The sequence below is a fragment of the Pseudoalteromonas sp. SCSIO 43210 genome (assembly GCF_054133285.1).
In genome coordinates, this window is record NZ_CP087225.1 from 75,228 (window position 1) to 89,717 (window position 14,490).

Below are 14,490 nucleotides of genomic sequence, written 5' to 3' on the forward strand. Positions count from 1 at the left end.
ATAGAGCAATGCAGGAGCAATTAGTGATAACAACTAAATAACGAAATTTTTGCTTTGTAATCGACACGATTTTCTTACCTAAAAATAGCTCACTTAATTAAGCAGATTGGTATTAAATTTAAAAACACTATAAAAACACTATAAAAACACACAAAAAAAGCGACTACCCAATATGGTGTCGCTTTTTTAGTGAATAGTATTAGCTTACTTGTAAAAGGCTTCAACAGTGCCTTTTCTTGTAAGTAAAAGTGGTTGCCCGCGACGATCAAGCCCTTTTGGAGATGCAAATTTTATCCAACCTTCGCTGATGCAGTATTCTTCAACATCAAAACGCTCTTTGCCGTTGAACGTGATACCAATATCGTGTTCAAAAACGTCTTCCACATGATGTGGGCTGCGTGGATTAATAGAAAGGCGATCTGGTAAAGCAGGTTTTGCGGTAGTGTCGTTCATGGTCATATTCTATATTGAATGAAGTATGCGCTATTGTAGGCAATACAAAGCTTTCGCTCAAGAGAGATAGTCGTAAATGTGTTTAAAAATGTACTAATTAATGAGTTGTGTATACAAATGAGATTGAGCTTGGAAAATATTTACAGAGGAGGATTTTGAAGATATTTGACTAAAAAATGATAAAGGTAAAAATATTAATGGGTTATCTCTAACCCACTAAATTGTTTAGCAATTAGATGCAAACAATGTTTTCGGCTTGTGGGCCTTTTTGACCTTGTGTAACAGTAAACTGTACACGTTGGCCTTCAGCTAAAGTTTTAAAACCGTCGCCAGAGATTGCGCTAAAATGTGCAAAAACGTCTGCGCCAGATTCTTGCTCGATAAAACCAAAACCTTTTGCTTCGTTAAACCATTTTACTGAACCAGTAGTTGTATTAGACATAATATGTATCCTAAAAAATTAATATAAGTGTGCCTGAAAAGAGGCAATTGAGCCGGAAAAAATAGTTAACTTGAGGATATCGTGTAGGATTATTACTAAAACAACTCGGTACTAACAAATAAAACAGAACTTCTTTCAAACTAGTATTCAAAATGGGTTATTGCTAACCCATTTAACGAAAGCAATTAGATGCTAACGATGTTTTCAGCTTGTGGGCCTTTTTGACCTTGAGTAACAGTAAACTGTACACGTTGGCCTTCAGCTAAAGTTTTGAAACCGTCACCAGAGATTGCGCTGAAATGAGCGAAAACGTCAGGACCAGATTCTTGCTCGATGAAACCAAAACCTTTTGCTTCATTGAAAAATTTAACTGTACCAGTTGTAGTATTAGACATAATAGTATCCTAAGAATTAATAAAAGTGCGCCTTAAATTAAGGCAATTTAACAGGAAGAAAACATACATTTAACTGAGGATAACGCGAAGGATTATTACTAATATCAACGTGGTACTTACAAATAAATAGGGTTTTCTATCAACCCGATGCGAAGCAGGATAACAGTAAGTTAAGCCGTATACCAAGCTTTATTGTGATTTTATTTTAGAAGTACTACTTTTTTATCTGTTAATTATTAGCCAGTTTACTAACGCCTATGCAGATTTGTTTTTTAAAATTAAATTAAAGCTTTTTAAATCAGTTTGTTATGTTATATGTGGTGTTCTTTGAAGTGAATTAAATAGAAACCTCAAGTGCTTAAAACGTCTATCACTTATCTGTTTAATTTTTATATGGATCTTAGATTATTTAATTGACTGGCTCTAAATTGCAAATTTAGGTGCTAATAATGTAATCCAAAGTGTTTCAGTAATTATTTTAATAATCGATTTTATGTCCACTTTGATGAGTTTTACCTCTTTTTATATTTATGGAGGCAAGCGTAATTAAAAAATAACAAAAGGTTATTGGCGTTTTTAATCACTATATAAAAGGTGAAAAGTAACTACTTGTTATACGGGCGATACTCAGTTCTATCAACATAGGCGAGTGTAACTCAGTCGCTTTAAGCCAGAGTTATAGCATTTAACATGCTGCGTTTTTTTATGTCTTTTTTTTGTAAAGTATTAGTCACTTTTTATTCACCAAAATTACCTTTTTTAGTCATATCTTTTTTCTATAGTGCAGCGGTTACTCATTTGAGATTTTTAACTTCAAGCAAAAAATAACCACTAAACAATGGGAATTATGAATGAAAATTAAAAAAGTCGCTGCGGCAATCGCGCTAACGTTTGCGTTTAGCGCAGTGAGCCATGCAGATGTACTACCGCAAAGCCAAAAAGACAGCAGCTGGTATAGCGCTGCGCAAACTAAACTAACAACAAAAACAGCACAAGCGCAGGCTACACAAGCCACTAAAGCTAAAAATGTCATTTTATTTGTGGGCGATGGCATGGGTATTTCTACTCTTACCGCAGCGCGCATTTTGCAAGGGCAGCGTAATAACCAATCTGGCGAAGAAGGTTATTTAAGCTTTGAAGAGTTCCCATACTCTGCACAAGTTAAAACGTATAACGTAGATGCCCAAACTCCCGACTCAGCAGGCACGATGACGGCAATGATTTCGGGTGTTAAAACCGATGTTGGCGTAATTGGTGTAGATGAAGATATTGAACGCGGCGTGTGTTCAACAGTGGCAGGTAATGAATTACTTACAGCTACAGAGCTTGCTGAAATTAAAGGCCTTGCAACAGGCGTTATTTCTACAGCACGTATTACTCATGCAACCCCTGCTGCAACGTATGCTAAATCGGCTGACCGTAACTGGGAAGACGTATCCGATATGCCAGAAGATGCCGTAACGGGTGGCTGTGAAGACATTGCATCGCAACTGGTTAACTTCGAAAAAAACCTAGAAGCACGATTTGTAGGGACCGACGTAGACGGCCTTGATTTTGTAATGGGTGGCGGTCGTCGTCACTTTTTACCGAAAGACGAAACAGCTAACTCAACAGATGCAGTAAGTGCTATAGAAGGCGACCGTACTGACGAGCGCAACCTAGTGACTGAGTGGCAAACACAATACCCAGATGCTACGTACGTGATGGATCAAACAGGCTTTGATGCAATAGCGGATGACGCCACTAAAGTATTTGGTTTATTTAACGAATCCCATATGCAATACGAAGCTGACCGCGCAAACGATGTAGCGGGCGAGCCTTCACTTACCGATATGACCACTAAAGCAATTGAAGTGCTTGGTAAAAACGATAATGGATTTTTCTTAACGGTTGAGTCGGGTCGAATTGACCATGCGCACCACGCGGGTAATGCATACAACGCGCTTAACGACACCATTGAGTTTGCTAAAGCCGTGCAAGCTGCGGTAGATAACACCAACCCAGAAGAAACCCTGATTTTAGTAACCGCCGATCACAGCCATGTATTTACTATTGCAGGCTACCCTAAGCGTGGTAATCCAATTTTAGGTCAAGTAGTTGCAGTAGGTGCAACAACACCAAGCCTAGCCGCCGACGATATGCCGTACACCACAGTCGGTTACGCAAATGGCTTAGGTTTTAGAAATTTAGGCGACGAGACAAATGCTGATGCAAGTTACACAAGTGCTGCTGTTGCAGGGCGTGTTGAGCTAAATGGCGTTGATACAACAACCCCAGGTTTTCACCAAGAAGCAACCGTACCAATGGGCTCAGAAACACACGCAGGTGAAGACATCTCTTTACATGCTAAAGGTCCTGGTGCTCAGCTAGCCCAAGGTGTAATTGAACAAAACGTTGTATTTCATCTAATTAATCAAGCTCTTGAATTAACTCAGCAATAATGGCGGCTAACATGAACAAATTAACGGTACTTTCTTTGGCAGTAATGGTCGCGCTTGCAGGTTGCTCGAGTGACGATAACAAAAATGAAAATAATATTATCGCAGTAGATAATACTATTGCAGTGGGCTCTGAGCAGTGCATTAATGGTGGCGTAGAGACGCAAGTAGGCGCAGATACCAATAATAACGACGTGCTAGACAGCGATGAAGTTAACTCAACTAATTTAGTGTGTAATGCACCCGCAACGTCGCTAACAAGCGAGCAGTTAGCCTCGCTCACTAGTAATACTTGGTTTAGTGAAGCACAAACAAAATTAGGTGCTGCACAAACAGCCAGTAGCAACATTGTTACTGAATCAGGCAAAGCTAAAAACGTTATTTTATTTGTTGGCGATGGTATGGGTATTTCTACCATAACCGCAGCACGTATTTTAGCGGGTCAGTTAGAGGGCGAAATGGGTGAAGATCACCAGTTAAGCTTTGAAACTATGCCTTTTTCAGGCTTTGTAAAAACATACAACGTAGATGCGCAAACGCCAGATTCGGCAGGCACTATGACCGCAATGGCATCGGGTGTTAAAACCGATGCAGGCGTTATTGGTATTGATGAAGCGGTTGAACGTGGTAATTGTGCATCAGGCAAAGGGCACGAACTTGTTACCTCGTTAGAGCTTGCTGAAATTGCAGGCAAAGCAACAGGGATTATTTCTACAGCGCGTATTACTCACGCAACACCAGCTGCAACGTATGCTAAATCGGCAGAGCGTAACTGGGAAGATATCTCCGATATGCCAGAAAGTGCTGCAACATGTGAAGACATTGCATCGCAACTGGTTAATTTTGAAGCCAACCTAGAAGCACGCTTTAGTGGTGTTGATGTAGACGGTATTGACGTAGTAATGGGCGGCGGTCGTCGTCACTTTTTACCAAAAGATGCCGCGTTTAATTCAACCGATGCAGTAAGTGCTGTTGAAGGGGATCGAACAGATAACCGCGACTTAACCGCAGAGTGGAAAACGCAATATCCAAATGGCACGTACGTAATGGATCAAACCGGTTTTGATGCAATAAGTGACGACGCCACTAAAGTGTTTGGCTTATTTAATGAGTCCCACATGCAGTACGAAGCTGACCGCGCAAACGATGTTGCAGGCGAACCTTCGCTTTCACAAATGACCGAAAAAGCAATAAACGTACTTGATAACAACGAGCAAGGTTTTTTCTTAACGGTTGAGTCGGGTCGAATTGACCACGCGCATCATGCGGGTAACGCTTATAACGCGTTAAACGACACTATTGAGCTTGCCAAAGCCGTTAAAGTGGCGATGGAAAACACCAACCCAGAAGAAACATTAATAGTTGTAACTGCCGATCACAGCCATGTATTTACCATTGCCGGTTACCCTAAACGCGGTAACCCAATTTTAGGTAAAGTGGTTGCAGTAGGTGCAACGGAGCCAAGCTTAGCTGCCGACGATATGCCTTATACAACGGTTGGTTACACAAATGGTGGTGGCTTTAGAAACCTAGGTAGCGAGACCAATGCCGATGCAGGTTACGCGTTTGCACCGGTTACAGGGCGTGTTGATTTAACTGATGTTGATACAACCACACCGGGCTTTCATCAAGAAGCACTTGTACCAATGGGCTCAGAAACACATGCCGGTGAAGACGTAGGCGTTTATGCAATGGGACCTGGTGCACACTTGGTAACAGGCACAAACGAGCAAAGCTTTTTATTCCATGTAATGGACTTTGCCGCTGACTTTGTAAAAACCGCAGACGAAAAACTAGCGCAATAAATACCGGCTAGTTATAAATTTAGTTAAATATATCTAAATAAAAAACCCCGCCTACTTTGCGGGGTTTTTGTCATTAAGCTGACATTTTTAATCGTTATGTTATTGCCATAAACTTGAAATATAAATAAGAGATAGCTAAATGAAAAAAGCGTTATTAATAATTGCCACGCTTGTAAGTACAAGTAGCTTTGCCTCGCAATGTGATATTGATGCTAAGCATTTAAAAGCCGATTATAAAATTACCAACAGCCATAAAGCGCAGCAAAGTAGCGAGTCACTTACCCTTTGGCGAAACAACCAGCAAGTAGCGCATCAAAGTGAAGTAATAACCGAGCTTTGGCAGCACTTAGCCAATAATCAAATACGACCAATACGTTACTTTAATGCCCAGCAACGCGGCATTGAATACCAACCATCTGAAGTACGCGGCGTGCAAAATTGGAGTGCTAAAAGTCAGCTGGTGGATAACCACCTAATAAAAAAAATGACCTTAGTAGGCACACAAGGTAAAGGCTGCGATGAAGTAAAAAACTATACATTGAGCGAAAATGGCAACGACTTTAACCTCGCCTTTTTTACGCATTCAAAATTAGTTAAAACATTTAGTATTAGTAATAAAAAAAGCCAAACAACTACCTTGCTTAGCCTTAATAATGTAAGCACTGATGAGCCATTAATTAGTGCTCAATTTGCACAATGGGATCGCTTTCAAACCACAGATTACGCCGACATTGGCGATAACGAAAATGACCCGTTTTTAGTAAAAATGATAAACCTTGGTTTTATAGAACACAGCGCAACAGGTTTTTATAACCAGCAGGGCGAGGCTATTCAAGGCGGACACCACCACTAGGTTTTAGTTGAGTTTTAATGTGGCGTAAAACGAGCTTGCTGTTTTGGGGGTAAATGTATACTTCAATCAGCAAGCCGTGGTGAGCTACCAATCGCCCTCTAAAATAAAGTGAATTTAAAATACTTCCGCCTAAACAATACCTCGAATAACCGTCCCTTCTTATAAATGAGCATAACTTTTTACTAATTATTTATAGTTGGCAATAACTTACGCTATTTGATACTAATAGAAGTCCACGCAATAGGGATGTTTGCAACAGTGCCTATTAACAAAGCTGTTATATGGGGAATTAAATGCGAGTACTTTTAGTTATATGCTTTGTATGGACTCACTTGTTATTTTCCTGCGGCAATGTTTAAACAAAGTTAGAAGTTGCTTCATATGACAAAGTATATATTTAGTCTTTTATTTGTTTTATTACTATCTGGGTGTGATTTTGAAGTAACTGGGGCCGATGAGAAATTTGGTACACAAAACTTTGTATCTGCTATTTCTCTAATTGAGCTACATAAAACCCGCAATGGGGTATACCCAAACACTTTAGCTGAACTGGATTTTTTAGGTGATTGGGATGGTATTTGGTTGTCCGCTGTTACATATGAAAAAAATGATGACGGCTACAATTTATATCTTGAAAGAGGCTGGGCTGGTAAGCCCACATTAGAGTTTCCTGTAAGCTTCAAGCAAGGTCTAGGTATTAAAAAAACCAATATAAAATGGGTAAAAAATTAATTACCAAAGGTGAAACAGTTGTTTATAAGGAGTTTGCGTTGAGAACACGTATTATGAATTTTATTGAGAAATCTAATCAGGTATTACTATTTATTGCTGCGATAGTTGTAATTTTTGCTATTGGTAAGAGCCTTATTAGTGATCTTTTTAAAAGTGGCTATTCTGCGCCTAAGGTTCAGGTGATTGAACATAGCGTAGCCCTTGATGAAGAACCAAAGTTACAAAAAAATTATATTGGTCAAATCAAAGATGTTCACATTTTAGAAATCACGTCTGACAAAATAATAAATCAAAAACCTTACAGCGCTAATGCTGAGATTATTATTTCATCAGCACTGAGTTTGAGTCGTAATGCAGTAAATTTAATGTTTACTAAAGCTGGCGAGAAAAACAAAGTGTTATTCAAAAATAACGTATTAATTGTAGGCTTTTCTCCGGTTCAATTAAAAGAAACCAGTTACCAAAGCGTTCTAAGTAAAAACATCTTCTCAGTTGTACAAAAAGATACAAATAAAAATGGCTTTTTAAATAGTGATGACCAAAAAGAGTTATTAGTTTCTGAATACGACGGCTCTGGCTTGAAATCTATTATGGATAATATTGAAGGCTATCAGCTAATTAGTAATAATATGGTATTAATTTATACCAAGCCGGAGAGTGAAGCACTTTATTATATTTTTGATGTACTATCAGGTGAGTTGGTTAAGCTTGATACACGCTTGTAGTTAGCTATTTACTTAAACACAAAACTTAATTGTGCGCTAAAAAGCGTTCTATATGGACATTACTATGCTCAAATCTATTACTGTTACTAAAAAGAATTATACCGACTATGCTGATTTTATAATAAAAGAGTTGTGTGCGCCTAAAGATAATAAAGGTTTAGGGTTTATAAAAAACATGATTGTATGGTTTGTGCTAGCCGTTGTTCTTATGACTTTTTTTCAGGTTGAGTCTATTCGCCTTTCTGACTTTCATTGGCCAAGTGGGTTAATTGTAGCAGTGCCATTTTTAATATTAATTATTGTATTTTTATACAATAATTATAAGTTAAAAGAGCAATCAATCCCCAATGAAAATGGCGTAATGATTGGCAATAAAACAATTGAATTTCAAGCTGATGGCATTTGCGAGACTAATCATCTTGGAAGTTACTTTTATAAATGGCAAGCCGTTGAAGCAATGGAAGAAAATAAAGGTGATTTATATATATTTGTAGACAAGTTATTGGCTTTAATAATCCCAGCTAGCACATTTACAAACGAAGCCGAAAAAGAAGAACTAAAAGCATTTATTAAAGCTCATATTTAGTCATGCGTAATTTTATAAATATTTACACCGTCTTAGTGTTTATTTTAATGCTTATACCTATTTCATCAATGGGAAGTGAAGAACCAGCTAACACTACCGATGAAAAATGGGGTAAGTATCTAGAGCATAGAGCTGCTTGGAATAAAATGCTTAAAGAGCGTTATGAAAATAAGTTAAAGCATACTCCGCCAAAACCGCCTTGGATTAAATTTCCAAATCATCATCCGAGCGATATATTTTGGAGAATGGGTGACGGCGAAAGCTACATAAGTGACTATTTTTCTATCTATTTTCAGTACGCTTCTAAGGCTGAAATAAATGCTTATAAGGTTAAATATCCTGAAAACTTAGATTGGCGTGGAACATATAAGCGCTTTGAACACTAACTAAAAAGTACAGCTATGCTTTCAGACAACTTATTTGATTGTTGCACTTATTCACAGTGCTATTAACTCACGCTAATAGCACATATCAGTTTTTAGACGCTACTCCAAATGAGCATCATCAGGCTTTTTAGGTTTACTCGCTACTTCTGTTAAGCCGTCTTCGCAGTCGCCGCTATCGCAGGTATTTAAATCGCTTTGTGCTTGTTTATCTTGTTGCAGCACTTGCTTTAAATCTTCCATGCGTTGGCGCACGGCTACGCCGTAGCTGGCGTCGTCGCCCCACAGCTCGGCAAGTTGCACAACTGCAGCGCGATCGTGGTCTCTAAATAGTTTTCCGGCGCGCTCGGCATCTTGCTTAGTGTTACCTAGTAACTCCAGAGCTTCTACGGCAAGGTTAATAGCAGAGTCGACAGTTTCGCGGTTAAACGCATCTACTTTTAAATTAAGTAACTGATACGCATGGCGGCGGTCGATTGCGCGAGCAACTATTTTAAGTTGCGGGTAGTTTTTATGCGCGAGCTTAATTATCTCAATGGTTTTATCGGGGTTATCAATTGCAATTACCAGCATTTGCGCGGTGTGCGCGCCTGCGGCTTCAAGGAGTTCTTGGCGTGCGGCATCACCATAAAATACGGTATTGCCAAAACGACGTAGTAATTCTATTTGGCTAGGGCTGTGATCAAGTACAGTAATTTCGTAGCCTTGCGCGTGCAGTAAACGCCCCATAATTTGACCAAAACGTCCGTAGCCCGCAATAATTACGTGTTTAGCGGTGCTAATTTGTTCTGGCTTATCAAACTCAGGTAAAGCACTGCTGCTGCGTTTTTGTATTTGCTCATAAACCATAAGTAATAACGGCGCTATTAGCATTGATACCGCCACAACTAAGGTAACAAGGCTGGTTTGCTCGGGCGTTAAAATACTTAAGGTGGTGGTTACGCTTAAAAGTACAAAGGCAAATTCACCCCCTTGGGCAAGCGCTAAGGCAAATAATAACTGCTGTTTACTGTTAATTTTAAAGGTAACGGCAAGGGCAAATAAAATGCAGGCTTTAACTACAATGAGTAAAACCACTAAGCCTATAACGGTACTAAACTCGTTAAATAGCAGTTCAAAGTTAATTGATGCGCCAACAGTTATAAAAAACAATCCTAACAGTAAGCCTTTAAAGGGCTCTATATCGGCTTCTAATTCGTGTCTAAATTCACTCTCGGCAAGTACAACGCCGGCTAAAAAAGTTCCCAAAGCAGGCGATAAACCAATACTTTGCATAACCAGTGCAATAGCGACCACTAAAAAGAGTGCAAAAATAGTAAATATTTCACGCATGTGCGTTTGGGCAATGTATCTAAATAACGGGGCCGATACATATTTACCACCGGCAATAATAGCGGCAATAACCGCAACCGATACACATACTTGTTGCCATACAGGCCAGCTTGCAATAATCGAATCGCTGATTTCTTTTGTGCTAGTTTGCGGGGCAAATGCAAGCAGTGGCAATAGGGCTAAAATAGGAATAATTGCGATGTCTTGAAACAGCAATACCGAAAATGCGTTTTGTCCGGCTTCTTGCTTTAGCCAGCCTTTTTCTTCAAGGCTTTGCAGTACAATAGCGGTAGAGGAGAGCGCCAGCATTAAACCAATGGCGAGTGCGGTTTGCCAATGCATGGCAAAAAACCAATAACAAAATGCAAATATAGCCGCTGCCGATAACACAACCTGTAAGCCGCCAAGCCCTAAAATAGAGTGGCGTAATGTCCATAAACGCGAAGGTTGCAGTTCAAGACCAACTAAAAACAGCATCATTACTACGCCAAATTCAGCGAAGTGCATTACATCGGTTTGATCGCCCACAACACCCAGCGCATAAGGGCCAATGAGTATTCCGGCAATTAAATAACCTAACACAGAGCCCAGTCCGACTCGTTTTGCAATAGGGACAGCTACTATGGCTGCTGCTAAGTAAATTAAAGCAATTTCTAACACGCGTTTATCCTAATAACATCAAGGCTTTTAGAATGGCTTAGCTGCTTATAAAATACAATGGATTATATGGCTCAAAGTTGCTTATTTATCAGTAGTTATAACACTAATGGTTATAACTACTGGGCTAAAAATAGCACTTTATGTTGAAGGGCTTATTTGGGGGCTAAATATTACAAATACTTATAATTGCTGAGCTCGGTTGGCCTGAGTCAGAATGGTAAATAGTAATGTTTGAGCTGATTGTATTTTCAACGTTTGTTTCAATTACTGTTACTTCAAATTCGGCAGATGCAGGTAGGTCGATATCTAATTCGCTATCGAGGTAACTACTTCCGCTTTTTTGTAAAGTAAGTGGTTTTGTTTGATCAAAGCTAAATTGAAAGCTATCTGACGCTAAAAGTGTATCTACCATGTTAAAGCGTAGGTTAACGGTGTCGGGGCCTGAAAACTCAGCACACACAAATACTGAAACCTCAACAGCTTGTAAAACGGGCATGCTATTTTGGCCTATATCCACAGTAAAGTTGCTTTGCGTAATTGCTACGGAGTTGTATTCCCCAGCTGCAAGCCTTTGATCTGATGTTGTTATCGTTATTTTTTCACCTTGCGCTAAATTAACCTCTTCATCAAAAAAGCCATTTGTGTTGGTGCTGTACTGCTGTCCATTAATTGTTAGCTGTGCATTGCTTATAGCGGCTTTTTGCACATTAGTGAGTTGCCCTTTAATACGACCGGTAAGTTGTGCAGAGTTAGTTACTGTAATTGAGAATTGCACACTTTTTGAAAATCCATCAGCATCAGTTGCTATAACGGTTAGCGTGTAACTACCTGTCATATCGGCGATAAATTCGGTAATACTTTGGTTTGTATTGCTTAAGCTGGTGCTCGAGCCTGAAGGGGCTGATAGTGTCCAAGCGTAGTCGAGAGTGGTTCCCTCTGGGTCGTAACTTTGGCTTACATCAAATTTAACTGTATTGCCCACTACATCGTAGCGCGATTGCTCCCCCGTGAAACTAATTACTGGCAGTGCATTTTGTATTACATCAATTGTTAGGGTTTTTGTGTCAGAGAACTGCACGCCATCGTTAGTGCGTAACGAAATAACAACTTGCCCCTCTACTGATGCGCTAAACGTTGGTTTTGATATTGTATTACTGCTAAGCGTTGCTTGGCCTTGCGACGAAATGATTTCCCATTGGTAGCTTAGTGGCTGGCCCTCTGGATCGTAACTATTTGAGGCATCAAGTAAAACTTGTTCATCAACTGTTATGGAGGTTGCATAAGTTACCAAAGTAATAGGCTTTTTATTGCTACTGGCATGCAGTACTGAGGTTGCTTGGTTTGAGCTTAATTGCCCATCAGATACAGTAAGCACTACAACGTAAGCGCCTTCTTTATCGGCAATAATAGAGGGCATTGCTGATGTACTGTTGGTCAGTTGTGATGCACTATTTACAGGCTTGGCTTGTAACTGCCAGTTATAACTCAGCGTATCTCCGTCGGGGTCGCTGCATTGTTGGCACTGCAAAGTGGTTGATTCGTTTAACGTAATATCACGTTCGGATTCAAGTGTTGCAACTGGGGCTTTATTACTTGTGGTAACAGTTAAAGTAACGGATACGGTATCACTTTCGCTTTGCTGATCGGTAACAGTGAGTGAAAGCGCGTAATCTCCAACTGTTGACGCTGAAAACCCAGCGGTATGATTTTTCATGTTTGAAAGAGCTGGCGTGCTGCCCTGGGGTTTTGATGTAATTGCCCACGCATAACTAAGCGTATCGTTTTTATCGGGATCAGTACTTTGGTTACCATAAAGTGTAACAACTTCATTTGGGGCAATTGTTTTATTTTCTACGTTTATAACCGCTTGTGGTGATGAATTAGAATTAAGCGATTCACTTTTTATGAGTACGACAGTGCTTGCTGTATCACCTTGTGAATCAGTAACGGTAAGCTCAACTTTAAACTCGCCTATTTCGTCGGCAACAAACTGGCTTTTTACTTGAGTCGCATTTTCAAGCGTTGCATTACTTGCTACAGGCTTGGTAATAAACTGCCATTTGTATTGATTAATGGCGCCGCTGGTTGTGCTACTTTGCGCGCCATTTAAAAGGACAACATCACCTTGCTTAACGGTTTGTGTGCTACCTGCGTTAGCAATTAGTTGGGTATTTGCAGTAACGGTGAATTGTTTTTGTGCCGGTGTGCTTGAAAGCTTGCCGTCACTCACGGTTAATACTAATTGGTACTCTTGTGCTTCAGATACTGAAAACTCAACGGTACTTTCATTATTAACCGTAATCGGTATTTCTACTTGTTCGTTTTTGCTGGTTAATTGCCATTGATAGGTGAGTGCATCGCCATCGGGGTCGCTACTTTGTGCTGCGCTAAACACGAGGGTGGTATTTACTTTAAACTTCGATTGCTCGGTGGTAATAACCGCAACAGGCTTTGTGTTAGTGCTGAGCGGTTTAGTTACTGTTTTGGAGTCTGAACCACCAGAGCCACATGCAACAAGCGTGAATAGAGTCGTGATTAGAATTAAGAGTTTCCATTTCATAGTATTAATATCCTTTTAATAAAGTCGAATACTAATATGTACCGAAATTAGCTATAAAGCAAAAAAATAAATCAAAATAGGTACTTTTTATATTATTTTAGGAAATAGTTAACGTGAAGCAGTGCTGCTTTTAAATAACTTATACTTTGAGAGGAGTGCTTTATGCCCAGATTGATAGGGCATAAAGTATATTAAATGGCAGTTGAATAACGTTTAAATAAAGTTAGTCAGCTACTTTTACTGAGCCGCTAATATTATCGATACTTACATCGCCCGAGCCCGACTCAGTGATAGTCAGCCCCTTTGCATGATTAACGCGAATATCACCCGAACCATCTTCAATTGTTACGCTTGAACCAATATGCTCAATAAGCAGGTCGCCAGAGTTATCATCAACATTAACTGCACCGCTAATATGGCTTATTACTATATCACCCGATCCATCTTCAACGTTTAGCGAACCGGTTATGTTGCTCACGTGCATTTCGCCAGAACCATCGTCAATAGTTGCATTGCCGCTTACGTTGTTAATGTGAATACTGCCAGAACCATCGGTTAATTCTAAATTACCTGCGATGTTTTCAAGGTTTACTTCACCTGATCCATCGTCAACAGTTAGGTTTTTAGCACCGCTTATCGTTAAATCTCCTGAGCCGTCTTTTACATCAATATTGCTTTGCATAGCACTTATTAAAATGTCGCCAGAGCCATCATCAATATCTAAATTTAGATTACTTGGCACAGTAACCACTAAATTAATACTTGGAGATTGGCCACTGTAAAAGCTAATACCATTACGACTTTTATTTTGGGCAACAAGCTTTGCCTGTTTACCGTCTTGCTCGAGCGTTAGCTCGTATTCGTCTTCAATGTCGGCTGTGTAAATAGTGGCATCAACACTGATGCTGGTGGCCGTTTTTGAGCCTTTTATTTCAAGGCTACCTGCGCCGCTTAACACATTTAAATATTCTAAATTATTGCTTGGCAGTGATAGCTGTTTTGTTTGTTTTACTGAGGCAACGCTTGGCGATATATGAAATACACAGCCACTTAATAATAAAATGCCGCCAATAAGTGAAAGTGGTTTTGTAATGTTAGATACAGTTGATGAGCTCATGTTTAGTCC

The 14,490-nt window shown here is 39.6% G+C and carries 13 protein-coding genes; 7 read left to right on the forward strand and 6 right to left on the reverse strand.

The window, feature by feature from the left end:
* Positions 1-204: 204 nt before the first annotated feature.
* The 3 genes from LOS73_RS00320 to LOS73_RS00330 form a co-directional block, all read right to left on the reverse strand.
* Positions 205-453 carry a DUF3297 family protein gene (locus LOS73_RS00320; RefSeq protein WP_007377376.1) on the reverse strand — a complete coding sequence of 83 codons (249 nt, stop codon included), beginning with the start codon at positions 451-453 and terminating at the stop codon, positions 205-207.
* Positions 454-685: 232 nt separating this feature from the next.
* Positions 686-895, reverse strand: coding sequence for a cold-shock protein (locus LOS73_RS00325; protein WP_007377377.1), 210 nt, complete (start codon positions 893-895; stop codon positions 686-688).
* A gap of 185 nt (positions 896-1,080) precedes the next feature.
* Positions 1,081-1,290, reverse strand: a complete 210-nt coding sequence (locus LOS73_RS00330; RefSeq protein WP_006792548.1) for a cold-shock protein — start codon at positions 1,288-1,290, stop codon at positions 1,081-1,083.
* 851 nt (positions 1,291-2,141) lie between these two features.
* Here LOS73_RS00330 and LOS73_RS00335 point away from each other — a divergent pair.
* The 7 genes from LOS73_RS00335 to LOS73_RS00365 all read left to right on the forward strand — a co-directional run bounded on the left by LOS73_RS00335 (position 2,142) and on the right by LOS73_RS00365 (position 8,815).
* Positions 2,142-3,731 (forward strand): alkaline phosphatase, encoded by a 1,590-nt coding sequence (locus LOS73_RS00335; protein WP_033030560.1) that lies wholly within the window; start codon positions 2,142-2,144, stop codon positions 3,729-3,731.
* An 11-nt stretch (positions 3,732-3,742) separates the two neighbouring features.
* Positions 3,743-5,533, forward strand: a complete 1,791-nt coding sequence (locus LOS73_RS00340; RefSeq protein WP_341604062.1) for an alkaline phosphatase — start codon at positions 3,743-3,745, stop codon at positions 5,531-5,533.
* A gap of 139 nt (positions 5,534-5,672) precedes the next feature.
* A complete protein-coding gene (locus LOS73_RS00345) occupies positions 5,673-6,386 on the forward strand; it encodes a hypothetical protein (protein WP_457934297.1) in 714 nt (237 codons plus the stop codon).
* 381 nt (positions 6,387-6,767) lie between these two features.
* Positions 6,768-7,118 carry a hypothetical protein gene (locus LOS73_RS00350; protein ID WP_008136059.1) on the forward strand — a complete coding sequence of 117 codons (351 nt, stop codon included), beginning with the start codon at positions 6,768-6,770 and terminating at the stop codon, positions 7,116-7,118.
* On the forward strand, positions 7,103-7,843 hold the full coding sequence (locus tag LOS73_RS00355; RefSeq protein WP_008136061.1) for a hypothetical protein: 741 nt from the start codon (positions 7,103-7,105) through the stop codon (positions 7,841-7,843). The genes LOS73_RS00350 and LOS73_RS00355 overlap by 16 nt, the downstream gene beginning before the upstream one ends.
* Positions 7,844-7,907: 64 nt before the next feature.
* Positions 7,908-8,429, forward strand: a complete 522-nt coding sequence (locus LOS73_RS00360; RefSeq protein ID WP_457934298.1) for a YcxB family protein — start codon at positions 7,908-7,910, stop codon at positions 8,427-8,429.
* Between the two features lie 2 nt (positions 8,430-8,431).
* Complete coding sequence (locus LOS73_RS00365) at positions 8,432-8,815, forward strand: hypothetical protein (protein WP_457934299.1); 384 nt, start codon at positions 8,432-8,434, stop codon at positions 8,813-8,815.
* Between the two features lie 99 nt (positions 8,816-8,914).
* On the opposite strand, the gene LOS73_RS00370 is transcribed toward LOS73_RS00365, so the two are convergent.
* The 3 genes from LOS73_RS00370 to LOS73_RS00380 all read right to left on the reverse strand — a co-directional run bounded on the left by LOS73_RS00370 (position 8,915) and on the right by LOS73_RS00380 (position 14,481).
* Positions 8,915-10,804 carry a monovalent cation:proton antiporter-2 (CPA2) family protein gene (locus tag LOS73_RS00370; protein ID WP_457934300.1) on the reverse strand — a complete coding sequence of 630 codons (1,890 nt, stop codon included), beginning with the start codon at positions 10,802-10,804 and terminating at the stop codon, positions 8,915-8,917.
* 163 nt (positions 10,805-10,967) lie between these two features.
* Positions 10,968-13,364 (reverse strand): PKD domain-containing protein, encoded by a 2,397-nt coding sequence (locus LOS73_RS00375; protein WP_457934301.1) that lies wholly within the window; start codon positions 13,362-13,364, stop codon positions 10,968-10,970.
* 223 nt (positions 13,365-13,587) lie between these two features.
* Complete coding sequence (locus LOS73_RS00380; RefSeq protein WP_007377385.1) at positions 13,588-14,481, reverse strand: DUF4097 family beta strand repeat-containing protein; 894 nt, start codon at positions 14,479-14,481, stop codon at positions 13,588-13,590.
* Positions 14,482-14,490 lie beyond the last annotated feature (9 nt).

What these genes read in the sequence shown, in the direction of transcription:
- LOS73_RS00320 (WP_007377376.1), bottom strand. Translation starts at nt 453, where the DNA reads ATGAACGACACTACCGCAAAACCTGCTTTACCAGATCGCCTTTCTATT.
- LOS73_RS00325 (WP_007377377.1), bottom strand. Translation starts at nt 895, where the DNA reads ATGTCTAATACAACTACTGGTTCAGTAAAATGGTTTAACGAAGCAAAA.
- LOS73_RS00330 (WP_006792548.1), bottom strand. Translation starts at nt 1,290, where the DNA reads ATGTCTAATACTACAACTGGTACAGTTAAATTTTTCAATGAAGCAAAA.
- LOS73_RS00335 (WP_033030560.1), top strand. Translation starts at nt 2,142, where the DNA reads ATGAAAATTAAAAAAGTCGCTGCGGCAATCGCGCTAACGTTTGCGTTT.
- LOS73_RS00340 (WP_341604062.1), top strand. Translation starts at nt 3,743, where the DNA reads ATGAACAAATTAACGGTACTTTCTTTGGCAGTAATGGTCGCGCTTGCA.
- LOS73_RS00345 (WP_457934297.1), top strand. Translation starts at nt 5,673, where the DNA reads ATGAAAAAAGCGTTATTAATAATTGCCACGCTTGTAAGTACAAGTAGC.
- LOS73_RS00350 (WP_008136059.1), top strand. Translation starts at nt 6,768, where the DNA reads ATGACAAAGTATATATTTAGTCTTTTATTTGTTTTATTACTATCTGGG.
- LOS73_RS00355 (WP_008136061.1), top strand. Translation starts at nt 7,103, where the DNA reads ATGGGTAAAAAATTAATTACCAAAGGTGAAACAGTTGTTTATAAGGAG.
- LOS73_RS00360 (WP_457934298.1), top strand. Translation starts at nt 7,908, where the DNA reads ATGCTCAAATCTATTACTGTTACTAAAAAGAATTATACCGACTATGCT.
- LOS73_RS00365 (WP_457934299.1), top strand. Translation starts at nt 8,432, where the DNA reads ATGCGTAATTTTATAAATATTTACACCGTCTTAGTGTTTATTTTAATG.
- LOS73_RS00375 (WP_457934301.1), bottom strand. Translation starts at nt 13,364, where the DNA reads ATGAAATGGAAACTCTTAATTCTAATCACGACTCTATTCACGCTTGTT.
- LOS73_RS00380 (WP_007377385.1), bottom strand. Translation starts at nt 14,481, where the DNA reads ATGAGCTCATCAACTGTATCTAACATTACAAAACCACTTTCACTTATT.